This is a genomic window from Paenibacillus sp. S28 (assembly GCF_016624415.1).
Classification (GTDB): Bacteria; Bacillota; Bacilli; order Paenibacillales; family Paenibacillaceae; genus Paenibacillus_AQ; species Paenibacillus_AQ favisporus.
Map to the genome: position 1 here is coordinate 250775 of NZ_JACVTM010000008.1, position 23776 is coordinate 274550.

The window sequence follows — 23776 nt, forward strand, 5'->3', positions numbered from 1 at the left end:
GACTTCAAAGGAGCGAACAAGATATGACGCAACTGAAAGCGATTCTGATCGGCGCTGGCGCCCGCGGAGCCGGAGGTTACGCCCCATACGCGCTGGACTACCCGCATGAGCTGGAATTCGTGGCCGTGGCGGAGGCGGATCCGGTGCGGCGGCTCCGTTTTGCCGAGAAGCACGGCATTGATCCGGAGCGGTGCTACGAATCCTGGGAGCCGCTCCTCACCGCGGAGCGGATGGCGGACATCGCCGTTATCTGCACGCAGGACCGGATGCATTACGGTCCCACCATGCAGGCATTGAGGCAAAAGTATCATGTCCTGCTGGAAAAGCCGATGTCTCCGGATCCCGGCGAATGCCTGGACATGGAGCAGGCGGCCAGGGACCATGACCGGCTGCTGACGATCTGCCACGTGCTGCGGTACACGCCGTTCTGGAGCACAATCAAGCGGGTGATCGACAGCGGGGCGATCGGCGAAATCGCGTCGATCCAGCTGAACGAGAACGTGGGCTACTGGCATATTGCCCACAGCTTCGTCCGCGGCAACTGGAATCACTCGGACAAGGCCAGCCCGATGATTCTGGCCAAATCCTGCCACGACATGGATGTGCTGTCCTGGCTTATGGATAAGCCGTGCCTGCGGGTGAGCTCGTTCGGCTCGCTGATGCACTTCCATGAAGGCCGCGCGCCGGAAGGCTCGGCGGACCGCTGCCTGGACTGCGCCGTCGAGCCGGACTGCCCGTATTCGGCGCCGAGGTTCTACCTCAGCGACCAATACAAAGGCTGGGCCGGACATTTCACGCCGGAGCTGACGAAGGCGAGCATCATCCAGGGCCTGCGCGAGACGGACTACGGCCGCTGCGTCTACCGCAGCGACAACAACGTCGTTGACCACCAGGTGGTCAACATGGAATTTGAAGGCGGAGCTACGGCGATGTTCAGCATGTGCGGCTTTACCTTTGAGCAGGAGCGCCGGATTCAGATCATGGGTACGCGCGGCGAGCTCCGCGGCGAGGAAGGGAAGATCACCGTCTTCGATTTTCTGACCCATCAGCAGACGGAAATCGCCATCCCGTCCCAGGCGAGCGGCCACGGCGGCGGAGACAGCGGCATCGTCCGCAGCTTCCTCAAGGAAGTCCGCGGCTACAACGGCCAGGAAGGCCTGACGTCGGCAAGCGCATCGGTGCGCAGCCATCTGATGGCGTTCGCGGCAGAGGAATCGCGGCTTCATCAAGGGAAATCGATCGATTTGAATGAATTTGCAATGGAATGGACGTCTAGGAAGCAAACGGCCGAGCAGCCGAAATAAGGCGATGAAGTAAGCGTTCAGAAACAAGGCATCGCTGTCCTGTTTTCCAGTGGAACAGCAAGCCCAGAAAACAACTAAACTCCGAATGCCTCGGGTTTAGTTGTTTTTCATTTTCGCTGTTCATCAGCCCGGCCAGCGCTTTGCCCTGTAAAAAATCCGAAATATTTTTGTCCTCAGTGGATGTACAAATCGAATAAAAGGTGATACATTAAAAATTAAATAAAGCCTGTAACATCAAGGGAAATAACGGATTTTAAATGTCTACTATAGGAGGACATATGTATATTGAGGAGGGATTGATATGGCAAGTCAGGCATTGGACTTGTTTCTTAGCACGAACATAGAAGATCTGAAAGCCAAGGGATTGTATAACGTGATTGATACGGTGCAGGGACCAAACGGCCCGGTGATCCAAATTGACGGAAAGTCCTTGATTAACCTTTCCTCCAACAACTACCTGGGTCTCGCCACCGATTCCCGGCTGGTCGACGCGGCGGTGCAGGCAGCCAAGACGCACGGTGCGGGAGCCGGCGCCGTCAGAACGATCAACGGAACGCTGGATTTGCATAACCAGCTGGAGGAGAAGCTGGCCGGGTTCAAGCACACGGAAGCTGTCATTGTGTACCAATCGGGCTTTAACTGCAATATGGCCGCCATTTCTGCGGTGATGGACGCAAACGACGCCATTTTGTCTGATGAGCTGAATCACGCTTCCATTATCGACGGCTGCCGCCTGTCGAAGGCGAAAGTGATCCGCTACAAGCATTCGGACATGGAAGATCTGAGAAGCCAGGCGAAAGCAGCCAAGGAATCCGGCTTGTACAACAAAATTATGGTGATCACCGACGGCGTGTTCTCGATGGACGGCGATATCGCCAAGCTGCCGGAAATCGTAAAGATTGCCGAGGAATTCGACCTCATTACGTATGTTGACGATGCGCACGGCTCCGGCGTTTTGGGCGAAGGAGCGGGAACCGTCAAGCATTTCGGCCTGTCCGACCGGATCGATTTTCAAATCGGTACGTTGTCGAAGGCGATTGGCGTTGTAGGGGGCTATGTCGCCGGTTCGAAGCAGCTGATCGAGTGGCTGAAGCTGAGAAGCCGTCCGTTCCTGTTCTCGACCTCCCAGCCTCCGGCAGTCATTGCGGCCTGCATCGCGGCGGTGGACATTCTGATGAACGACAAGGAGCTCATCGACAAGCTGTGGGAGAACGGCCGTTTCCTGAAAGACGGTCTGCGCGCGCTTGGTTATGACATCGGACACAGCGAAACGCCGATCACCCCTTGCATCATCGGGGACGAAGTGAAGACGCAGCAGTTCAGCAAGCGGCTGATTGAGGAAGGCGTCTATGCAAAATCGATCGTATTCCCGACGGTGCCGAAGGGAACGGGCCGGATCCGCAACATGCCGACAGCAGCTCATACGAAGGAAATGCTGGAGCAGGTCATCGGTGTATACGAAAAGGTCGGCAAAGAAATGAACCTGATCGGGTAAATTTATTAGTGAATTTTCCAAGGAGGAATGACGCGTGAAAAGGATTCTGGTGACAGGGGCGCTTGGGCAAATCGGCTCCGAGCTGGTTGCCAAGCTGCGTGAAATATACGGCAACGACGCGGTCGTTGCGACAGATCTGCGTTCATCCGCCCACGAAATTACCCGGACGGGTCCTTTCGAGCTGCTGGACGTAACCAATGACAAGGCGATGCATGAAATTGCCAAGCGATTTCAGGTCGATACGATCATTCATTTGGCGGCGCTGCTGTCGGCAACAGCCGAAGAGAAGCCGCTCCTGGCCTGGAATCTGAACATGGGCGGGCTGATGAATGCGCTGGAGGTGGCCAGAGAGCTGAAATGCCAGTTCTTTACGCCAAGCTCCATCGGGGCGTTCGGGCCGTCGACGCCGAAGGACAACACGCCGCAGGACACGATTCAGCGCCCCAACACGATGTACGGCGTGAATAAGGTGTCCGGTGAGCTGCTGTGCGATTACTATTTCCATAAATATGGGCTGGATACGCGGGGCCTCCGTTTTCCCGGGCTGATTTCCTATGTGACGCCTCCCGGCGGAGGGACGACGGATTATGCGGTGGAGATTTATTATGCGGCCGTCACTCAAGGCAAGTACACGTCTTATATCGCCAAGGGCACCAACATGGATATGATGTACATGCCGGACGCCCTGACCGCCATTATTGATCTGATGGAAGCCGACTCGACGCGGCTGACGCACCGCAATTCCTTTAACGTAACGGCCATGAGCGTAGATCCCGAGGCGATCGCCGCGGCGATCCGCAAAGAAATCCCAGGCTTCACGCTGGACTACAATGTCGATCCGAAGCGGCAGGCGATTGCAGACAGCTGGCCGCACTCCATCGACGCTTCGGCGGCGAAGGCCGAATGGGGATTCCGGGCGCGTTACGACCTGGACGCGATGACGAAGGATATGCTGGGCCATCTTGGCGGGAGACAACTGCTCCGTAAAGCATGATTCAAGGGATACGAACATTTAATGAAGCTGGAAAGCTGTAACGGGAAAAAGCTGTACGCTCAAGGAAGGATGCAATGGGATGCATGGACCTTGGGGGTGCGGCTTTTTTGGTTTTTTAGCGAAAAAAAGTAGGGATGATCTCCCTTCGTCAGGCCGTTTTTTCGATATAATGGGTAAGAAAGCGTACAGGCGCAGCCAACACGAAGCAGCATTGCAGCAGCAAGTATACAAGCGCCTAATCACACCTAATCAAAGGAGGCGAAGGTATGATATCATTTCCAAAACCGGATGTGGAGCAGTTTTTTCAGAGCTATGTCATCAGCAGCTTCGGAGTGAGCGCCGACGAGTCGAGGCTTGTGTTCAGCGCCAGCCTGAGCGGGAAATTCAATGTGTGGGCCATGGATTTGAAAGGGGATACATCGTATCCGTACCCGCTGACGTACAACGATCAAATGGCCAGCTTCATTAAGCCGGACCCGGAGGGAAGGCATCTGCTGACGGCGTTTGACCGCGACGGCGACGAAAACTACCAGTTCCATGCGCTGAAGTGGAACGGCGGACAGCCGCTGCCGCTGTTTCCTGAGAGTGCTCCGGATGAAAAGCATTACTTTGTCCATCTGTCCGAAGACGGCAACCGCCTGTATTACAGCACCTCCCGGGATAACCCGATGTTTCTGAATTCCCGGGTGTACCGCCTGGATACGGGAGAGGACCGGCTGCTCCTGCAGGGCGAAGAAACGACGACCAGTCTTTCGGCCGTCAGCCCGGATGAGCAGACCTTCGCATACACCAAGAGCTACGCCAATACATACAACGTCAGTTATTTACGCCGGGTAGGGGACGAGGCGGATCAGTGCCTGACGCCGGATCCCGGGCGGGTCCATAATGCCGGTGAGGTTCATTTTCTGAATGATGGGGAGGTGGTCTTTGCCACCGATTATGATGCTGAATTTGCTTATTTGGCTTCCTTCGATCTGGCAACCGGCACGTTTGAACAACGGCTGCACATCGAGCGGGAAAGTGTGGAGCTGATCCGTCTGCACCGGGAAACGCGGACGGCGTATCTGGTGACAGACCGCGGGGTCGAGGACCGGCTGTACGCGTATGCGCTGGACACCGGCGAGCTGACGCCGATTCCGCTGCCCGCCGATATCGTGCACCAGCTGACCGTAACCCGCTCAGGGAACCTGTACGTGCTTGCACGCGGCGCTGTCAAGCCGCTGAATGTGTACCGTTACGCGGACGGACAGTGGACGATGCTGACGAAAAACGTGCTGACGGGACTGACCGAGGAGGACTTGTCCGCGCCCGAAGTGGTGTCCTATTCCTCTTTTGACGGGATGAAGATAGAGGCTCTTTTGTACCGGGCGAAGGAGGACGCGGCCAACGGGTATACCGTTTTCTGGCCGCACGGCGGGCCGCAGGCCGCGGAGCGCAAGCAGTTCCGGTCGATGTTCCAATATATCATCGCGCAGGGCTACAACATTTTCTGCCCGAACTTCCGCGGCAGCACAGGCTATGGCAGCTCGTTTGTGAAGCTGGTGGAGCAGGACTGGGGCGAAGGGCCGCGCAAGGACTGCCTGGCAGGGATGGAGTGGCTGTTCGAGCAAGGCATTTCCTCAAGGGATAAGCTGTTCGTGGTCGGCGGCAGCTACGGCGGATATATGACCCTGCTCTTGGCCGGGCGCAATCCCGAGTATTTTCGGGCGGCCGTGGATATTTTCGGCGTCAGCAATCTGTTTACGTTCTACCATTCCGTGCCGGACCACTGGAAGGCGATCATGGAGCGCTGGCTCGGCGATCCGGAACGCGACCGCGAACGGTTCGTCAAGGATTCGCCGATAACGTATCTGGATCAGATGGTCAACCCGATGCTGATCATTCAAGGGGCCAACGATCCGCGGGTGGTCAAGGCGGAGTCCGACCAGATCGTGGAAGCGCTCCAGGCCAAGGGCCGCGACGTTGAGTATATTGTGTTCGAGGACGAGGGTCATGGCATGACCAAAAAGGCCAACGAAAAAATCGCGTACACCCGCATGGTGGAGTTCATGAACCGCTGCCAGTAGGGAGTGGAGGGGCTTTTGTAAGCCCGCGCGAATACGGTGCTTTCATCCAACTTAGGGCCGGCCGTGAAGCCGGGAGAGGAGACACAGGAATGTCGGAACGAACAGAACATGCTGGCAGGGAAGAGCGGCTGTATTGGCTTCATCATTTGGAAATCTGGGCGCGTCCGGTGCTGACGCGGCTTGCGGAGGGAAGGCTGCGCGCAGAGATGCCGGTGGAGAGCAGCGGGGAGGGCCGGGAGGCTTATACCCATCTGGAGGCCTTCGGCCGCCTCCTGGACGGCATCGCCCCTTGGCTCGGAGCGGAGGGTGGAAGCGCGGAGGAGCAACGGCTGCGCACAGAGCTGCTGGGGCTGACACATCAAGCGCTGGAGCAGGCCAGCGACCCGGCCTCCCCGGACGTGCTGAATTTTGGCGAAGGGCATCAGCCCATCGTGGACACGGCCTTCTTGTGCCAAGCTTTTCTCCGTGCGCCCCATGTCTTATGGGATCCGTTAACGGATGAGCAGAAGCGAAGATGGTTATCCACCTGGAAGCTGACCCGCACGCGCAAGCCGTTCTTCAACAACTGGCTGCTGTTCTCGGCGGTCATCGAGACGGCTCTGGCCCGGTTTGGCGACCGGGACTGGGATCCGATGCGGATCGATTACGCCTTGAAGCAGCTGGAGCAGTGGTACGCCGGCGACGGAGTGTACGGCGACGGGCCGGCGTACCACGCCGACTACTACAACAGCTTCGTCATCCACCCGATGCTGCTGGACGTGCTGGATCACGCCGGTGCGCTGCAGCCGGACTGGGAGGCGCATAAGGAACCGGCGCTCGTCCGGGCGCAGCGTTACGCGGAGCAGCTGGAGCGCATGATCGCCCCGGACGGCAGCTTTCCGGTGGTCGGCCGGTCCATCAGCTACCGGACGGGCGCCTTCCATCTGCTGGCTCAATTGGCCTGGCAGCGGCGGCTGCCGGAAGGGCTGGTCGCGGCGCAGGTGCGCGGCGCGCTGACGGCCGTCATGAAGCGCTGCTTCGAGCCGGCAGGAACGTATGACGCCGAAGGCTGGCTGCGCATTGGCCTCAGCGGTCACCAACCGGAGCTGGGCGAGGGTTATATTTCTACGGGCAGCTTGTATCTATGTGCGACCGTCCTGCTGCCTCTCGCGCTGCCGGAGAACGATCCGTTCTGGCAGGGCGAAGCCGAGTGGACGTCCAAGCGGATTTGGAGCGGCGGGCATGGCCGAATCGACCATGCGCTTGGACATTAAGCACCGGATGATGGAACCGGGAATGTCACAAACCAAGAGGCTGTCCCCCAGGCTACTTCGGCCTGGCGGGGACAGCCTCTTGTCCGTCATCGTACCATGGGTTCAGGTGCACCATGACGTCGGCCACCTGCTTCATGCGCTCCATGATCGTTTTTTTCACTTCCCGGCTGACGTCATGCCCTTCCTGTACGGTGAGATGGTTGGGGACGCTGACTTTGACGTCGACGATGATGGCGTTGCCGAGCTCCCGGGCCCGAATGCTGTCGACGCGCTTCACGTTGGGTACGGAGTAGATGATCGAGCTCAGCATGGCGAGCTGCTCGTTCGTGATGTTTTTGTCCATCAGAATGTCGATGGACTCCCGTCCCATTTTGTACCCGAGCCGGATCACCAGGTACGATACGATAATCCCGGCTACCGGGTCGCCGTATTCCGTATAGGGGATATGATAGGCTTCGCCAATCAGCGAAATGCCGATCCCGATGGACGCGGCTGCGGAAGCGTAGACGTCCGCGATATGGTCGTAGGCCGTGGCAATCAGGCTGCGGCTGTTCTCGGCCCTGCCGATCCGGATGCAGTACATGTACAGGATCTGCTTCCAGATCAGGGAAACCAGCGCGGCCGCAAGCGCGATCCAGCTGGCTTCGGCCGGAGGAACGAACAGCGATTCGATCGATTTATACACCATCAGCAGCGCGGCCATGACGAGAATGATCGCCACGATGCCCGATGCGATCGCTTCGGCTTTCCCATGCCCGTAGGGATGATCTTCATCCGCCGGCTTGCGGGATACCATGGCCGAGGTAAGTGCCGCGATCGTCGCCACGACATCGCCTGCATTATGAATCCCGTCGGCTACGAGAACCTTACTGCCGAATAACAGCCCGACGATGACTTTGAGAAGGGTCAGCAAGACGTTGCTGATGAGGCTGACCCATACCGCCAATATTGATTTGCTGGCCACGGACTCCAGTCTCCTCGCTCCATTCTTGGGTTTATTTCTTTTTATATAACCAAAAATAAACATTTCTTATTACGCCAAAACATGCCTCGCGGACAAAGATAACCCCCGCATGACACGACAATATCGCGCCTCGGGAGTCCTCCGAGTTAAAAGTATTCGGAAAAAGGTGGAATCGTATACATCATATTCCCACTTTCCGGCTCAAGCAACAGAACAAAAGCCTCCCGTGACATTTGTCTTCTCCGCATAACATGAGGTGCAGGAGGCTGACAAATAACAGGAGGCTTATGCCGGTTATGAGGCCTAAATTGACGCTGCTTGGTTGATGAAACAGAAGCTTTTCGCTTTTCCGGTACAAGGCTGGATCGTCTAACTGCGGAGGCTATTTAAACGGAAGTTTAAAGGATTTCCTGTAGAGCGGATACAGCCACTTCACACCGCTTGGCGTCATCGAATCGGCGATCAGATGGGACAAGTACCCGGCGGTGGATACGAGCATGATCCCTTCCAGATTGAGGTATGCCTCCAGTCCGGAACTGATCCATGCCCAGAGCCAAACCGCCCAGACGGTATGGGTCATGCCGCGGTGTTTGAGCCAAGGGGCGATACCCACAAATGCACCCAGTCCGGACATCCAGACCATGGCGTTATGTATTCCGGCGTAAATCAATATGCAGCCAATCAGGCTGACGAGCACGTTACGAATCATGCCGTCTTTAATGATCAGTCCGAGCAGAAACAGGACGAGCGCCAAGATGGAATATTCGAGATAAAAGCTCCCCTTAGCGATATACAGGTACCCCAGGACGATCACGAGCAGCAGTCCGGACCAGTACAGCCATTCTCTGAGCCATTTCGAGAACCGGCCGAGGGTAGAACTGAGCATGCTGGGGCCGTCGAGGTCTGCGCTTAGCGCTGATAAGGCGGAAACCGCGATGTACATCGCTGCATGTTTCAGCGTAAACGGATAATGGGCTGCGGCGGCAGCACCGATCACTACGCCTATAGCGAGATGTGTCGAACCCTTCATTTCTCCTCCTCTGACTGACATCAGGATGATTGCAGGCAAACATATGTTTGCTATCGTATTATACACGTTTTGGTGTCACGTGTATATGCCTGTCAGAGAGGATAGGACTAAAGTTCGTGTAACCATCAGGTCCGTTAATCAGCCGGATTGGCTGTATCCGAATTTTCGTCCGCTGCGGCTGCCTCTGTTCGTCCAAGCAAATAATCTATGGAGACTTGAAAATAATCAGCCAGCTTCGACAGCGTATCAAAATCCGGTTTCCTGCGGTTCTTCTCATAGTGGGACAAGGCCGCCCGGCTGATCCCAAGGGTTATGGACAATGCCTCTTGAGTCAATTTCCTCTGCTCCCTGAGCTCTGATATTCGGTTGCCGTAATTCATTTCTTTCCCCCCTTGGATACCCGGGTATGCGTGAGCAATTGGACCTGCTAAATAACGCTTGACATGATACAAAATGTATCGTAAATTAACAGTGTCGTCAATAGTGCAAGCTGTTTTTGAACCGATTTACCCAAAAAAACAGGTTCATTCTCCTCTTGGAAAGTCAATCTTTATTCATAGATTAAGCCAATTCCAGGAATAAAGACGCAATTCGTCACCATTGGTTACACCAGGAAGCCGGAACCAGTGCATATTCTGTCGAGCTTCCGTATTTAATGATACATAATGTTGCGTTGTTTTTCAAAAATCAAAGGGATGGATGCTGATACGTATGATCGATACACACTGCCATATCCTGCCGGCTGTGGACGACGGGCCGAAAACAATCGATGGAGCACTTCGCTTGGCTGCGGCTGCAGTGGAAGAAGGGATTACGACGATCATCGCCACCCCGCACCACCGAGAGAGACATTATTTGAACTCCGCCAAAAAAATCAACCGCCGCGTGAAGCTGTTTAACGCCAAGCTCAAGCGCGTCGGGATCCCCCTGAAGGTGCTCCCTGGACAGGAGTACCACCTTACCGAACGTTATCCCACCGAATTCCGGCGCGGCCGGATCCAGACACTTGCCGGCAGCCGCTATTTACTCGTAGAGCTTCCCTCCCGCAAGGTACCCGGGTATTTTACAGATTTTCTTGCCTTCATGAAGCGGGCCGATATTCGGGTCGTCATTGCCCATCCGGAACGGAACTTGGGGATTATCGATCATCCAGACCAAGTGGCGGGATGGATTCGGGACTTCGGCGTCCTGCTGCAGGTCACGACACAGTCGCTTGCCGGATTTTTTGGGGAATCGGTACAGAGCACGGCTGCGTATCTATGCAAACAGCGGCTGGTCCATTTGATTGGAACAGATGCGCACAACACGGTCCGGCGGAAATTTTACGCGCAGGAGGGGCTTGGCATCATCGATAAGCTGTGTGGAGCAGGCTTTCGGAAGAGCCTGGAGGACCATGCGGTGCAGCTCATCAGCGGAAAGGAGATCAGAACGTTTCATCAGCCCACCGTCTAGAGCGGAGGCAACCATTCGATGAAATTGGGGGGAAGGGTTATGGAATTTAAGCTGCTGCTGCAAATGTTAAGAAAGCGCCTTTGGCTGATCGTATTGGTGGTGGTCTTGTGCTCGGCCGGCACTGGTGCTTACAGCGTCTATGTCATGAAGCCGGTTTATGAAGCAAGCAGCACGATGATTGTCAATAAGTCGAATATGGACAGCGAAGGAAAGCCGACGCTCGATATTAATGAAATCAATTCTAACATTATGCTGATCAACTCCTATAAGGTCATTATCACATCGGCATCCGTCATGGACAAAGTTGTTCGTCAATACCCCTCTCTAAACGTAACCACCCAGGATTTGAGGGATCGGGTCAGCGTTGAAACCGCCCAAAACTCCCAAATTATCGAACTCAAAGTCAGAGACGCCTCTTATGAACAGGCGATGAACATCGTAAATGCCGTATCGAGAGTGTTCAAGGATGAAATCCCTTTAATCATGAAGGTAGACAACATCTCCATTCTGGACAACGCCGCACCGAAAAGTTCGCCTAAGCCGGTGGTTCCGAATGTAAAACTGTACACCGCTGCGGCTTTCGTGATTTCGTTGATGGCAGCTGTATGCCTTGTGTTGTTTCTGGAATATCTGGACGACACGATCAAATCCGAAGAGGATGTGGAGCGGTACCTAGAACTGACAACCCTGGGCTCAGTCCGGAAAATGAAGAAAAGGGATTTGCGTTCGCGTTCCGCAGACCGATCCAAAAAGCAGGCAGGTGAAAAATATGCGTCAGTCAGCCAATAGGAACAAGTTGATCATGAATGTAAACCGAAGATCCTCGATTTCCGAAGGTTATCGGAACATTCGCACTAATATCCAGTTTTCTGGTTGGAATCAAAATCTTCGAGTTATCGCGGTAACGTCAACACAGGCGGGTGAAGGCAAATCGACCACAATCAGCAATTTGGCCGTTGCTTACGCTCAGGAAGGGAAGAACGTACTTCTAATCGATGCAGATCTGAGGCACCCTTCCCAGCATAGTATTTTTAACTTATCGAACCGTGTAGGCTTCTCAAACCTACTTGCCGACCAATGCTCTTATGGGGATATCGTCCATAGTACAGTGGTTGAAAACTTGTCACTCGTAACGGCAGGTCCTGTACCGCCTAATCCGACCGAGCTATTATCATCGGACAAATTACCGGAAGTGATTGCGGCTTGGAAAGAATGCTATGACATTATTCTGCTCGATACCGCACCGGTGATGGCGGTAGCTGATGGGTTAATTGTGTCTTCTTTGGCTGACGGTGTCGTCATCGTGATTCTGGCCGGAAAAGTAAAGCGGGAATATATCCAGAAAGCGAAAGAGAAGTTAGAGCATGCAAAGGCGTCAATTCTGGGAGTCGTGTTAAATCAAAAAAAGTACAGCAAATCAGAAGCGAATCAGTACCGCTATTACCACCAATAAATCAAGTCTGAGCCCGGGCTTGAATGAGTCCGGTCCCGAAGGTTATGTCTACTGTACCTTTATCATGGTAGGCACTCGGTCATGCTGTGGGTATGAGAGTACCTTAGACGTTTATCGTCGAAAGTGTGACGTGAGGCCGGGTTAAATGCCCGATTTTATTCATACTTCGTGATCGAAGTATGAGCTATGTTGTTAATGACAATATAGCTCATACTTTCATCCAGAAAGACACAAGCTGGTATGACACCAGGGATAGAAGAATTAGAAATGGGGGCAGTACAATGAAAAAAATAAAGAAGGCAATTATCCCAGCGGCGGGACTTGGTACCCGGTTCCTGCCGGCGACCAAAGCGATGCCCAAGGAGATGCTGCCGATCGTCGATAAGCCAACCATCCAATACATTGTGGAGGAAGCGATCGAGGCAGGAATTGAAGATATTATCATTGTAACAGGCAAGGGGAAGCGAGCCATTGAGGACCACTTCGACTACTCGTTCGAATTAGAGCTGAACCTACTCGAAAGAGGAAAGCTGGATGTGCTTGAAATGGTCAGGCGTTCCTCGGTGGTTGAAATTCATTACATCCGCCAAAAGGAGGCCAAGGGCCTGGGACATGCAATTTGGTGCGCACGGAATTTTATCGGCAATGAGCCCTTTGCCGTTCTTCTCGGTGATGACATTGTTAGAGCGGAAATTCCATGCATCGGACAGCTTGTGCAGCAGTACGAAAAATATGGACGACCGATAGTGGGCGTAGGTCCGGTAGCTCCCGACCAAACGCAGCGTTACGGCATTATTGATCCAAGCTCCAGATTGGATACAAATCCCCGGGCCTATGAGCTGCGCGGCGTGGTGGAAAAGCCGGCTCCGGGGGAAGCTCCGTCTCATCTGGGGATTATGGGGCGTTACGTCCTTACACCGGACATATTCGGTTTCCTGGAATACCAGAAGGCGGGCTATGGAGGAGAAATCCAGCTGACCGACGCCATTTCACAGCTGATCGCGAAGCGGGGATGTCTGGGTTATGAATTTCAAGGCGAGCGGTTTGATGTCGGAGAAAAGCTGGGCTACATTCTGACATCCGTCCAGTTTGCTTTGCAGCAGAGTGAGCTGAAACTCCCACTGCTTGAGGAGTTGGAGCGGATCATGAAGCTGGAAAGAGTTGAGCCCAGGTCGTAAGCATGCAATTCCCCGTTTAATTCAGGAAGCACTAAGTAATTCAATTCTAAATATAAATGCAAGGTAGGGGCGAATTATGGTCAATAAGGTATGTGTCATCGGGCTCGGTTATATCGGGCTTCCGACAGCGAGCCTACTGGCAATTAAGGGATTCGAGGTTCATGGCGTTGACGTCAACCGGCAGACGGTTGATCTAATCAACCAGGGCGAGGTTCATATTGTGGAACCCGATCTTGACATCATGGTGAAGGCTGCTGTGCAAAGCGGAAGGCTGCACGTGTCAGAGGAGCCGGAGGAAGCTGACGTCTTTATCTTGGCGGTACCGACTCCGTTCCAGGAGAATCAGAAACCGGATTTATCCTATGTTAGGCGGGCCGTCCTCGCCGTCGTTCCCTATTTACGCCCCGGCAATACCGTAATCCTCGAATCCACGAGTCCCGTTGGGACCACGGAGATGGCCGCAGGATGGTTAATGGAAGCAAGGACCGATTTGAGCGTATCGGGTTCGGTTCATGATGCCTCCCGGCGGATTTATGTAGCACATTGTCCAGAGAGGGTTATGCCAGGACAGATTCTGAGGGAGCTGGTTGAGAACGACCGGGTTATCGGCGGGATCGATTTGGAATCGACCCAACGGGCCGTAGCCTTTTACAGGCAATTCGTTAGCGGAAAAATATTGGAGACAAATGCCAAAACGGCAGAGATGGCCAAACTGACTGAAAACTCGTTCCGGGATGTCAATATCGCGTTTGCCAATGAGCTTTCTTTGATCTGTGACCATCTGGGTATCAACGTATGGGAGTTGATCCGGCTTGCGAACCATCATCCCCGGGTCAACATCCTGCAGCCTGGTCCGGGGGTAGGGGGCCACTGTATCGCGGTGGATCCTTGGTTCCTTGTGGATGCCGCGCCCGAGCAGGCAAAACTCATTCATACGGCCAGGGTGGTCAATGACTTTAAGCCGGGTTATGTCGTAGAAAAGGTGGCGGAGCGGGCCAAACGGCTCAAGTCGCCGATAATTGCCTGCTTGGGACTGTCTTTCAAGGCAAACATAGACGATCTGCGTGAGAGCCCTGCCGCTGCGATCGTGGAGCACTTGTCCAAAATGGAAGTCGGAACCCTCCTTGTGGTTGAGCCACATATTCAGGTTCTGCCGGTGTCGCTGCAGCAGGCAGGGGTTCAATTAATGGGGATTGAGGAAGCTGTACGCAAGGCGGATATCGTGCTGCTTCTGGTGAACCATGATGCTTTTTACCCGATTGACCGGAATCTGCTTCAGGAAAAAATCGTTATGGATACGCGTGGCTTCTTCAGCGAGTCGCCTCGTGTCCAGGTCGGTGTGTAGCTATGTCCACCCTGCTTATGAAAGTCAAGAAGCTCAGGCGGATGACACCGCATGAAGCAGTAATGAAAGTGGCGGCCAAGGTTCTGGATGAGACGCGTAATACATACATGGGCCTGCGGATACGTTTTGCTCCGGATGTACTGGATCCGTTCCACTTCGAAGGATTTGCTGCGGCTGGACGATTTCTATTCGATTCAAAGAATAAGGATCGGTATACCACGTTTCTGCGAAGCGAAGTCCTGGATGCGGAAATTATACGTCAGGCGGATGTCGTCTGCGCCCATCAGTTTGATCTGCTGGGTTCGGGTTTGATCGATTTGGGGTCAAACCTGCCTTGGCACGATGATTTTAAGTCGGGTTACCGATGGAAGCCCCGATATTACAAAAAGATCCGGACAGTGGATATATTCAGCAGAGCTGACGTGAAGGTTCCCTGGGAGCTTTCGCGTTTTCAACATGCCTTCACGCTCGGCAAGGCGTACTGGCTGACGGGCAGCGAAAAGTATGCCTTAGAATTTCAAGCCCAGGTAGAGGCCTGGCTGCGGGAGAACCCTCCGGCGATGTCGGTCAACTGGACATGCGCAATGGATGTGGCCATTCGTGCCGTCAACTGGATCTCGGCGGTTTATTTCTTCCGGGATAGCCCTTTGCTGGACAATGCGTTCTGGAGCCGTCTCAATGCTTCACTGTATATGCATGGCCTATTCATTATGAGCAATTTGGAGAATACTGACGAACATACTGGAAATCATTATATGTCCAATCTTGCCGGATTGATTGGACTAGGTTTGTACTTCGGGGAATTTGAAGTCACTGCCCCGGGTAAACGTCGGAGTGGGCCGAAGGAATGGTTGGATTTCGGTGTCAGCGAAATGGAGAAGGAAATGTTTGTCCAGGTTCACGAGGATGGGGCAAGCTATGAGGCATCAACCTCGTACCACCGGCTTGTGGCGGAGTTGCTGCTTGTCAGCGCCATATGGTGTGCCCGCAACGGCATTTTCTTCTCCGCCCGCTTCATGAGGCGGCTCGAGAAGATGCATGAATTCATGCTGTCCTTGATGAAGCCGGACGGAAGAACGCCCATGATCGGCGATGCAGACGACGGAAGGTATTTGATCACGGCCCAATATGGCAGTTGGGAGCGCCGCGATTTCCGCCATCTACTTGCGGCTGCCGGAGAATTTTTCGGACGAGCGGATTTCCGACAGGCAGGCCGTATCATGTGTGAGGATGCCCTATGGTTGACAGGACCACCATCGAAGGCACATTCGTTAGACGAGTGGAATACCGATTCCGCCGCGTTTCCGCACGGTGGGTTTTATGTGATGCGGAATCATCAGGCGTACTGCTTGATTCGCTGCGGCGAGCTGTCCTTTCACGGGCATGGAGCACACAGCCACAATGATCAACTGAGCTTTGAACTTCAAGTGGAGGGGCAGGATGTTATCGTTGATCCCGGGACTTATGTATATTCTGCGGACTTTCGTCAGCGGAACCTATATCGAAGCACAGGTATGCACAGCACCATACAGGTAGGACGGCATGAACAGAATAACTTTGGAGAGCACGAACTATTCCTTATGCGTGAACAGACATTTGCTCAATGCGATGCCTTTACGGGGGAATATTTCTCTGGCAGGCACTTCGGCTACACAGAGAAGTGCGGCGTGGTCCACAGGCGCGAGTTCTATTTGCGAAGCGGCGAGCTGGAGATCGTGGACAGGTTGGAACCATCAGGTCCAGCGTCAGCAGCCGTCGTGGATTACACGGCTTATTTTGTGTTTCCGCCGGGTACCACGGCCGTTTCTCGAGGAGAAATCTGGGAGCTTCAGTGTGGGGTTGTCCGGTTGGAACTGACCTTGCAGGGAGCTGATGAAGCCGGGCTCCAGGAAGCCTGCGTATCGCCCCGATATGGCGTTCGCGTGCCAAGTTTGAAGTTATACGTTCGGGGCAGCGGACAAGGATTGCGCGCCTTGTTTCGATGGACATAGATTGGAGGAATAGTATGAATCAAGTGTTAATCAAACAGGGGGAAGCGGTGGTGGAGAACATTCCGGAGCCGGTGGTGCTGAAAGGGACCGTTCTGGTGAGGGTTGACCACTCCTGCATTTCGAGCGGAACCGAAATCAGCGGACTGCGTTCAAGCGGCGTTCCTCTCTGGAAGCGTGCGGTGCAGCAGCCTGAAAAGGTGAAGAAGGTGGTGCGGATGATAGCCGCGCAAGGAATATCCCGCACACGGGCCTTGCTCCAGGTCAAAGTCGGCACAGCTGAACCGACAGGTTATTCTGCTGCTGGTACAGTCATTGAGGTGGGTGAAGAAGTCACGGATTTTAAACCGGGCGACCGGGTGGCGTGTGCCGGAGCGCAATTTGCCCATCACGCGGAGATCATTCGTGTACCGAGGAATTTGGTGGTGCCGGTCCCAGACGGGCTGAACCTGGCTGAGGCAAGCACAGTAACGCTGGGTGCCATTGCCATGCAAGGCGTGCGTAGAGCTCAGCCGACATTGGGAGAAACCTTTGTCGTCATCGGTCTGGGCATACTTGGCCAGCTGACAGTTCAATTTCTGAAAACAAGCGGCTGCCGTGTCATTGGAACAGACCTAGATCCGGGCCGGATCGCACTAGCACGTCAACTCGGCTTGGACGATGCAATTGATCCGTCTGGAGGCAGCGCAATTGATATGGTACATCGATTGACAGATGGCGTCGGCGCGGATGGCGTCATCATTACGGCGGCGGCCAAATCCAGTACGATCCTCTCAGAGGCGTTCAAGATGACCCGAAAAAAAGGCAGGGTTGTCGTGGTCGGCGACGTCGGTCTTCAGATCAACCGTGCTGATATCTATGAGAAGGAGCTGGACTTCTATATTTCCACTTCCTATGGACCCGGAAGGTATGACCGCAACTATGAGGAGAAGGGCAGGGATTACCCTGTCGGCTATGTCCGGTGGACTGAGAACCGCAACATGGGCGAATACCTGAAGTTGCTGACTGAAGAGCGAGTAGCCGTTAAACCGCTGATCTCCCGGGTATACCGGCTAGATGAGGCACCTGAAGCCTATGCATATATCCAGCAGAATACCAAACCGATGATGGTGCTTCTGTCATACCCGAAAAATGCCGCCAGTGTGAATCCTATCTATAAGGTGATCATTCAACCTGAGGTTCAGCCGCCGAAGCGGAAACAAGTGCGGATCCGAGTGGGGCTGGTAGGAGCGGGCGACTTTGCGAAAACCATGCATTTGCCCAATCTGAAGTCGCTGTCCGATCAGTTTACGCTTCAAGCAGTGATGAGCCAGACAGGTCATAACGCTGCCGCGACGGCTAGGCAATTCGGAGCAGTTTATGCAGCCACCAGTCTCCCGGTGATCCTGGAAGATCCCGATATAGACGCCGTACTGATTACAACCCGTCACGACACACATGGTCCGATGGTGCTTGATGCTTTGATGGCAGGCAAGCATGTGTTTGTAGAGAAGCCTCTGGCATTGACGGCAGATGAGCTGCTGTTCATCAAGCAGTTTTATCAGGAACACGAAGAGGCGGGACAATCTGCGCCGCTTTTGATGACCGGTTTTAACCGGAGATTCTCCAAATACGGCTCACGCATCAAGGAAATAGTTCATGACCGGAGCAATCCGATGATAATCAATTACCGCATGAACGCCGGCTATCTACCTCTGGATCATTGGACGCAGACGGAAGAAGGCGGCGGCCGTAACCGGGGCGAATGCTGCCATATTTATGATTTGTTTACTTATTTGACAGGCAGTCGGGTGATTGATACCCAGGTGAATCATTTGAAGCCGGCGACGAACTATTATTCGCATACCGATAATTTCGTGGCTACGTTTCATTTTGCCGACGGGTCCGTGGCTTCCGTCACCTATACATCATTAGGTTCCAAGGAATATGCCAAAGAACAGATGGACATCTACGTGGATGGGAAGAACATTTTTTTGGACGACTACCGGAAATTGGTGGTTGCCGGCAGCCGTTCCAAAGGACTGGAGACCAAGATCAGCGACAAGGGACAGCGGGAAGCGTTGGAGCGATTCGCCCATGCAATCCAGAAAGGCGGAACCTGGCCGATACCGCTGTGGCAGCAGGTGCAGGCCACGAACATGGCGCTGGAGGTAGAGGGATTTTTAACCGGGGGAATGAATAGCCAATGGGGATGACCAGAGAGGTTGCAAAGCGCATTTTGTCCTATTTACCGTACCGATACGTGAATGTCGGCAGGGAATTTCATCTGTGGCTGCACAAGTTCGAGCAGACGATGCAAATGAGCCCCGGAGAGATCCGCGCCGCCCAGTTGGAAACACTAAAGCGAATGGTAACGCTCGCCTATGAAGAGACGGTGTTCTATAAGCAGTTATACGACAAGCAGGGATTCCATCCGTCCATGCTCCAAGATGCAGGTGATATCGCCCGGATACCGGTGATCCGCAAGGAAGACATCCGCAGCCACGGAGAGGATATGATCGTCAACCGCTGCCGCGGGCGGAAGCTGAAGAAGCTTGGAACGAGCGGGACGACGGGAGTCTCCTTGACACTGTATTCAAATCGTACGGTGGAGCAAAGGGAATGGGCGGCCATCTGCTTTCTATGGGCAAGGGTCGGTTATAAGCCCGGCGAGGGACGCGTGGAGTTTAGGGGAGCATTGCCGGATCATCAGGTATACCGGCTGGATAGGTATTCCCGAACGCTTAAAATCAATACGACGGCGATCCATGAGCGAAATGTGCCGGAAATCGTACAGGCCATCCGGGATACGGGGTATCGGTACCTGTATGGCTTTCCATCGGCCATCGCCTTGTTTGCAAAACTGGCCGTTCAGGCCGGGAAGCAGCATGAAGTGAAGCCCAAAGCCATCCTGCTCGCCTGCGAAATGGTTCATGATTATCAGGTTCATTTTATACACAACGTATTTCATGAAGCGCAGCTGTTTGCCCACTACGGTCAGACCGAAAAGGCCGCCCTCGCCGGATGGCTGGATGAGACGAGAGCCTACTATTTTCTCCCCTTGTACAGCTATGTAGAGCAGAACCCGGATAACGGTGCCATCATCGGAACCTCGCTGCTGAATGACGTGATGCCTCTCATCCGGTATGAACTGACCGATGCGGCGTCGCCGCTGATCGAAGAGCCGCGCAGCGGGGCAGATCATCTGTTTCCGGTGATCGATACGATCGACGGAAGGATGGGAGAGATCATGTATAAGCCTAATGGCGACATGCTTCCCTCTCCGCTGATGGCCATCGCCTTGAGGGGGACGACGACCTTCAGTGCATGCAAGCTGATCCAGCACAACTACGACCACATCGAGATCCTCGTCGAATCGAGTCTGCCCGAGGAAGCTGTACGCCCGGACATCGCTATGATGATCGGCAAGCTTCAATCTCTGTTTACTCCAGCTATGCATTTTACAAGCTCGATCGTGACTTATATTCCAAGGTCGGCAACGGGCAAGTTCAAGAATGTCGAGGTCCGGATCGGAGAGGGACAGGTGACGTTATGAAAATTGTCATTGTTGGGCCGCTGCCTCCCCCAATCGGCGGAATCTCCGTCCATATCCGCAGGTTGTCCCGGCTGCTGCAACGCCAGGGCATGGAGTGCATTGTTTACAATGAGTCCGGTCACCGGGGAGACAGCTTGAATGTAGTGCCGATGTTGAGCTATAGACGTTTTTTGCTGCAGATTCCTTTTATCCAGGGTGATTTGATTCATTTTCATACGATTGATAAGCGCCTGCGGCTGCTCTTGGGAGTATACAGGCTGCTTGGCAAAAAAATCATGCTGACCGTTCACGGCGAAAGCCTGGCCCAGCAGCTGAAGGAGTCGAGCCCGCTCATGAGGCGCATGCTGCTTCGCAGCTTGAAGTCTCTAAACGGGATTGTATGCGTCAATCCAGCGACTACGCAGATGCTTCTGGATCAGGGATTCCATTCTGATCGAGTCAAGACGATACCGGCTTACATCCATCCTGAAGACCGTGAGGAGGATGCTCGGGCCATTCCCGCGGAGGTGCATGCTTTCCTGGACGGTAGGGGGTTTGTGATCAGCGCTAACGGATTTATTCGGCAGCTTCCCGAAGGGGATGCGTACGGCGTGAATCTTCTTATCGAGGTGATGCGGGAGCTGAAGTCTCGGGGACTCGCGGTGCGCTGCCTGTTCGCCGTCCTGGGATCTGCCGGACAGAGCGCCGAAGAGCGTCTTTACTATGAACAATTGCGGAACAGGGTCCGTGGATATGGACTGGACGACTCCTTCTCCTGGTATGAGGCTGAGCAAACCGAGCTGTACCCGATCTTGAAGAAAAGCCATTTATTCATCCGGCCGACCCTTACGGACGGATACGGCGTTTCCATAGCCGAAGCGCTGCGGTTTCAGATCCCCGCGGTCGCAAGTAACGTGTGCAGGCGGCCGGAGGGGACCGTACTGTTCAGCTCCGGAAACGTCGGTGAGCTGACGGATAAAGTTCTGGATATCATGAACCGCTACAGGTCGTATAAAGAAGAGACCGCAAAGTTGAAGCCCGTTGACTACGGCCCGGATCTGATTGAATGGTACCGCAGGATTGTGAAGGACATTCCAGAAGAAAGCCAAGTGATCCCGCATGTCAACGGATAGCCGGAAAATGTTGTCGAGCGGGTTTGTCTACTTTGCATCTTCCCTGATGACCCAGCTCGTCAATCTGCTGTTGATTCCTTTATATACCCATCACTTATCACAGGAAATGTACGGCCAGTACGATTTGATCCTCAGCATGCAGATGCTGCTGTCTCTGATGATCGCTCTCGGCGTCCACTCGGGTATGATCCGCTTTTTTAACGAGTTCGACGATAAAGAAGGGCTTCGGAACACCGCGCTTACGTTCGGGTTGCTATGGGGCGGCCTCTGTATCGCGGCGGCTTGGGGCGTTAGCCCGTGGGTGTCCGGCCTGATTTTCGGGCAGGCGGACACTGCTAGCCAGTACATTCCTTATGTAGTCATGATTTCGGTCTTCAGCTGCCTGAACTTGATCTACTCCAGTTACTACTCCATGCAGTTTAAAGCGCTGCGGTCAAGCAGCATTCCGTTTGCAGTCCTCATCTTAACGCTGCTGTTTGTCTTGCTTCTGTTTATTCGGCTGGACATGGGCGTGATCGGCATTTTGCGGGCACAGTTGTTAGCCAACGCGCTAGTCCTCGCCGTACTATTCTGCGTTAATATCCGGCGTTTCCGGTTTATGCTCCGTCCTGAACCGCTTCGCCGGATGCTGAATTACGGGACCGGCCTGCTGCTTGGGGATATTTCGGCTTGGGTGCTCGGACTGAGCGACCGGTTCCTGATAAAGGGATATATGAATCTTTCTTCGGTTGCGGTGTACTCGATCGGCTATAAGATTGGCATGCTGATGAACCCGGTTTTTATCAATCCGTTTATGTCCGTGTTTACGGCATTTAAATTCAGGGCTTATAAGGAGGCGGACGGAGCGGAGAAGATTCGCGGCATGTTCCGCATGTATAATTTTCTCGGCTGGCTGTGCGTTCTCGGCCTGTCCCTGTTTGCCAATGTGGCGGTTCAACTGGTCGCCCCCGGGAATTATGAGGCGGCGGCCGATGTCATTCCCATCATTTCATTTTCTTACTTCCTGTCAGGGAGCATCGCATTTTACTCCCTTGGCCTGCACATCGCGAACAAAATGCGGATCAATTATTTGATCACGATGCTGGCCGCCGTACTGAATGTCGCATGCAATATCGTTTTGATACCATGGTTCGGGATATACGGCTCGGCCCTGGCAACGGTGATCTCCTACGCGGTGACCAACATCGTTTTTCATCATTACGGTTCCAAATATTATCCGCTCCATCTCGGTGTCTGGTTTCCCTACAAATACCTGATCATCTACTTGCCGATATATGGTATTTACAGGGCCTACATGCCGTTTGTGGATGCCATTTGGGTTGAAATTGCGCTGAATACGCTGCTCATTACCGGATTCATCGTTTTGAGCATGCTTTTTAAGTTTATGACCCGCAAAGAGCTGATGGGGGATTGGCGCAGGTTTGTACGGCGCAGATCCGAAACCATCATCATGGAAGGGGTTCAGTCTGAAACATGATGACCAAAATTGTGATTGACACGGACGGTTTTCTCAAACTCCGTGAAGATTGGGAGAAGCTGACGAAAATTGATCCGGATGCAACGTATTACAGTACCTTTGAATTTAATTATACGTGGTGGCTGACTTTTGGTCAGGACCCAGGCAAGGAGCTGTTCATCGTCTGTCATTACCGGGATCGGGAGCTCGTCGCGATCGCCCCTCTCATGATCCGGCAAATCGATAAAAAGATCGCTAAGTGCAACGTGCTGTGTTTTTTGGGGAAAGGCGATTATTTCAGCTTTATCACCGATTCCAGCCGGTTCAAATCTTCCATTCTAATGAAGGAGCTGTTCCGTACCATCGAGCAGCATTCCTCCAAATGGGACAAAATCGAGCTGACACATTTGCAGATGGATACCAAGCTGCTGCGCTATTTGCTGCGGCACGACCGGTACAGCCAATATACCGAATATCTGACCTCCTGTTCGAGGATCAATCGCGACGGATTTGACTCGTATGAACAATTTGAAAATGAAATGGTCGATACCAAAATGAAACATAAGCGCATCAAGCTGCTCAGGGAAACGGGATACAGATTCCGCTGCGTTAGCGGTGGCCAAACCCGGGACATCTATGAACAAATTGCCCACGTGCATCAAATGGAAAAAAAGTATCTACAGGAAATGAAGGGGAGGAAGGAACGCCGCAGCCTGTTCGAGGATAAACGTATGGAGCGGTTTCTTCGGCGCTTATTTGAGGATAACGACCACATTTTGTTGTTTTACCTGGAGTCGGGAGACGGTGAAATCATCATTTATAAATGCTGTTACCTATATCAAGGGGTTTTGTATGGATGGAACACCGGTTATTCGCCGAAATTTTCCCATTACCATGGTATTTCCGACGTGCTCTTGATGGAAATGATCCGAAGTCTCTTTGAGGATGACCGGGCCGACCAGATTGACTTTGGTGCCGGTACCTATCCCTGGAAATTCCGCTGGACAAACCAGTTTTCAGTCAGCTATACCTTCGCCATGTGGAACGAGTCCAGCCGCCAATCGAGGCTGCTACGCATGCTGGTACGTTACCGGGAGCTTCTTCGGGCCGTCAAGCAAATCAGAAACGCCCACTAAGCCAATGAAGATGGA

Annotated in this window: 18 protein-coding genes and 1 pseudogene; 16 read left to right on the forward strand and 3 right to left on the reverse strand. The window is 53.7% G+C overall.

What is annotated here, in order from left to right; all coding sequences use genetic code 11:
• The first annotated feature begins 23 nt into the window (after positions 1 to 23).
• The 5 genes from IAE55_RS20435 to IAE55_RS20455 all read left to right on the forward strand — a co-directional run bounded on the left by IAE55_RS20435 (position 24) and on the right by IAE55_RS20455 (position 7112).
• Positions 24 to 1304 carry a Gfo/Idh/MocA family protein gene (locus IAE55_RS20435; protein WP_200633743.1) on the forward strand — a complete coding sequence of 427 codons (1281 nt, stop codon included), beginning with the start codon at positions 24 to 26 and terminating at the stop codon, positions 1302 to 1304.
• 301 nt (positions 1305 to 1605) lie between these two features.
• Positions 1606 to 2799 (forward strand): glycine C-acetyltransferase, encoded by a 1194-nt coding sequence (locus IAE55_RS20440; RefSeq protein WP_105443752.1) that lies wholly within the window; start codon positions 1606 to 1608, stop codon positions 2797 to 2799.
• A 34-nt stretch (positions 2800 to 2833) separates the two neighbouring features.
• A complete protein-coding gene (locus tag IAE55_RS20445; RefSeq protein ID WP_200633744.1) occupies positions 2834 to 3793 on the forward strand; it encodes an L-threonine 3-dehydrogenase in 960 nt (319 codons plus the stop codon).
• 266 nt (positions 3794 to 4059) lie between these two features.
• Positions 4060 to 5859: a S9 family peptidase gene (locus IAE55_RS20450; RefSeq protein ID WP_145156661.1), complete on the forward strand. Its 1800-nt coding sequence runs from the start codon at positions 4060 to 4062 to the stop codon at positions 5857 to 5859.
• A gap of 89 nt (positions 5860 to 5948) precedes the next feature.
• Positions 5949 to 7112, forward strand: a complete 1164-nt coding sequence (locus IAE55_RS20455; protein ID WP_200633745.1) for a DUF2264 domain-containing protein — start codon at positions 5949 to 5951, stop codon at positions 7110 to 7112.
• A 52-nt stretch (positions 7113 to 7164) separates the two neighbouring features.
• Here IAE55_RS20455 and IAE55_RS20460 read toward each other — a convergent pair whose 3' ends face one another.
• The 3 genes and pseudogenes from IAE55_RS20460 to IAE55_RS20470 all read right to left on the reverse strand — a co-directional run.
• Positions 7165 to 8085 carry a cation diffusion facilitator family transporter gene (locus tag IAE55_RS20460; RefSeq protein WP_234489742.1) on the reverse strand — a complete coding sequence of 307 codons (921 nt, stop codon included), beginning with the start codon at positions 8083 to 8085 and terminating at the stop codon, positions 7165 to 7167.
• A gap of 373 nt (positions 8086 to 8458) precedes the next feature.
• Complete coding sequence (locus tag IAE55_RS20465; RefSeq protein ID WP_076168532.1) at positions 8459 to 9106, reverse strand: metal-dependent hydrolase; 648 nt, start codon at positions 9104 to 9106, stop codon at positions 8459 to 8461.
• Between the two features lie 176 nt (positions 9107 to 9282).
• Positions 9283 to 9486 (reverse strand): annotated as a pseudogene (locus tag IAE55_RS20470) (helix-turn-helix domain-containing protein); the annotation flags it as partial.
• A 331-nt stretch (positions 9487 to 9817) separates the two neighbouring features.
• On the opposite strand from IAE55_RS20470, the gene IAE55_RS20475 reads away from it, so the two are divergent.
• From IAE55_RS20475 to IAE55_RS20525, 11 genes are all read left to right on the forward strand, one after another.
• A complete protein-coding gene (locus tag IAE55_RS20475; protein WP_181152896.1) occupies positions 9818 to 10558 on the forward strand; it encodes a tyrosine-protein phosphatase in 741 nt (246 codons plus the stop codon).
• A gap of 39 nt (positions 10559 to 10597) precedes the next feature.
• Entirely contained in the window at positions 10598 to 11347 is a 750-nt protein-coding gene (locus tag IAE55_RS20480) for a YveK family protein (RefSeq protein ID WP_200633746.1), read from the forward strand.
• Between the two features lie 13 nt (positions 11348 to 11360).
• Entirely contained in the window at positions 11361 to 12011 is a 651-nt protein-coding gene (locus IAE55_RS20485) for a CpsD/CapB family tyrosine-protein kinase (protein ID WP_325168671.1), read from the forward strand.
• Between the two features lie 281 nt (positions 12012 to 12292).
• Positions 12293 to 13189: a UTP--glucose-1-phosphate uridylyltransferase GalU gene (galU, locus tag IAE55_RS20490; protein WP_200633748.1), complete on the forward strand. Its 897-nt coding sequence runs from the start codon at positions 12293 to 12295 to the stop codon at positions 13187 to 13189.
• Between the two features lie 76 nt (positions 13190 to 13265).
• Entirely contained in the window at positions 13266 to 14534 is a 1269-nt protein-coding gene (gene wecC, locus IAE55_RS20495; protein WP_200633749.1) for a UDP-N-acetyl-D-mannosamine dehydrogenase, read from the forward strand.
• 2 nt (positions 14535 to 14536) lie between these two features.
• Positions 14537 to 16525, forward strand: a complete 1989-nt coding sequence (locus IAE55_RS20500) for an alginate lyase family protein (RefSeq protein ID WP_200633750.1) — start codon at positions 14537 to 14539, stop codon at positions 16523 to 16525.
• Between the two features lie 14 nt (positions 16526 to 16539).
• Complete coding sequence (locus tag IAE55_RS20505; RefSeq protein WP_200633751.1) at positions 16540 to 18717, forward strand: bi-domain-containing oxidoreductase; 2178 nt, start codon at positions 16540 to 16542, stop codon at positions 18715 to 18717.
• Positions 18708 to 20057 (forward strand): phenylacetate--CoA ligase family protein, encoded by a 1350-nt coding sequence (locus IAE55_RS20510; RefSeq protein ID WP_200633752.1) that lies wholly within the window; start codon positions 18708 to 18710, stop codon positions 20055 to 20057. The genes IAE55_RS20505 and IAE55_RS20510 overlap by 10 nt, the downstream gene beginning before the upstream one ends.
• Positions 20054 to 21169 (forward strand): glycosyltransferase family 4 protein, encoded by a 1116-nt coding sequence (locus IAE55_RS20515; RefSeq protein WP_200633753.1) that lies wholly within the window; start codon positions 20054 to 20056, stop codon positions 21167 to 21169. Before IAE55_RS20510 ends, IAE55_RS20515 begins: the two co-directional genes overlap by 4 nt.
• A complete protein-coding gene (locus tag IAE55_RS20520) occupies positions 21156 to 22646 on the forward strand; it encodes a lipopolysaccharide biosynthesis protein (protein WP_200633754.1) in 1491 nt (496 codons plus the stop codon). The genes IAE55_RS20515 and IAE55_RS20520 overlap by 14 nt, the downstream gene beginning before the upstream one ends.
• A complete protein-coding gene (locus IAE55_RS20525; protein ID WP_200633755.1) occupies positions 22643 to 23761 on the forward strand; it encodes a GNAT family N-acetyltransferase in 1119 nt (372 codons plus the stop codon). Before IAE55_RS20520 ends, IAE55_RS20525 begins: the two co-directional genes overlap by 4 nt.
• The last annotated feature ends 15 nt before the right edge of the window (positions 23762 to 23776 follow it).

What these genes read in the sequence shown, in the direction of transcription:
- IAE55_RS20435 (WP_200633743.1), top strand. Translation starts at nt 24, where the DNA reads ATGACGCAACTGAAAGCGATTCTGATCGGCGCTGGCGCCCGCGGAGCC.
- IAE55_RS20440 (WP_105443752.1), top strand. Translation starts at nt 1,606, where the DNA reads ATGGCAAGTCAGGCATTGGACTTGTTTCTTAGCACGAACATAGAAGAT.
- IAE55_RS20450 (WP_145156661.1), top strand. Translation starts at nt 4,060, where the DNA reads ATGATATCATTTCCAAAACCGGATGTGGAGCAGTTTTTTCAGAGCTAT.
- IAE55_RS20455 (WP_200633745.1), top strand. Translation starts at nt 5,949, where the DNA reads ATGTCGGAACGAACAGAACATGCTGGCAGGGAAGAGCGGCTGTATTGG.
- IAE55_RS20465 (WP_076168532.1), bottom strand. Translation starts at nt 9,106, where the DNA reads ATGAAGGGTTCGACACATCTCGCTATAGGCGTAGTGATCGGTGCTGCC.
- IAE55_RS20475 (WP_181152896.1), top strand. Translation starts at nt 9,818, where the DNA reads ATGATCGATACACACTGCCATATCCTGCCGGCTGTGGACGACGGGCCG.
- IAE55_RS20480 (WP_200633746.1), top strand. Translation starts at nt 10,598, where the DNA reads ATGGAATTTAAGCTGCTGCTGCAAATGTTAAGAAAGCGCCTTTGGCTG.
- IAE55_RS20485 (WP_325168671.1), top strand. Translation starts at nt 11,361, where the DNA reads ATGAATGTAAACCGAAGATCCTCGATTTCCGAAGGTTATCGGAACATT.
- galU (WP_200633748.1), top strand. Translation starts at nt 12,293, where the DNA reads ATGAAAAAAATAAAGAAGGCAATTATCCCAGCGGCGGGACTTGGTACC.
- wecC (WP_200633749.1), top strand. Translation starts at nt 13,266, where the DNA reads ATGGTCAATAAGGTATGTGTCATCGGGCTCGGTTATATCGGGCTTCCG.
- IAE55_RS20500 (WP_200633750.1), top strand. Translation starts at nt 14,537, where the DNA reads ATGTCCACCCTGCTTATGAAAGTCAAGAAGCTCAGGCGGATGACACCG.
- IAE55_RS20505 (WP_200633751.1), top strand. Translation starts at nt 16,540, where the DNA reads ATGAATCAAGTGTTAATCAAACAGGGGGAAGCGGTGGTGGAGAACATT.
- IAE55_RS20510 (WP_200633752.1), top strand. Translation starts at nt 18,708, where the DNA reads ATGGGGATGACCAGAGAGGTTGCAAAGCGCATTTTGTCCTATTTACCG.
- IAE55_RS20515 (WP_200633753.1), top strand. Translation starts at nt 20,054, where the DNA reads ATGAAAATTGTCATTGTTGGGCCGCTGCCTCCCCCAATCGGCGGAATC.
- IAE55_RS20520 (WP_200633754.1), top strand. Translation starts at nt 21,156, where the DNA reads ATGTCAACGGATAGCCGGAAAATGTTGTCGAGCGGGTTTGTCTACTTT.
- IAE55_RS20525 (WP_200633755.1), top strand. Translation starts at nt 22,643, where the DNA reads ATGATGACCAAAATTGTGATTGACACGGACGGTTTTCTCAAACTCCGT.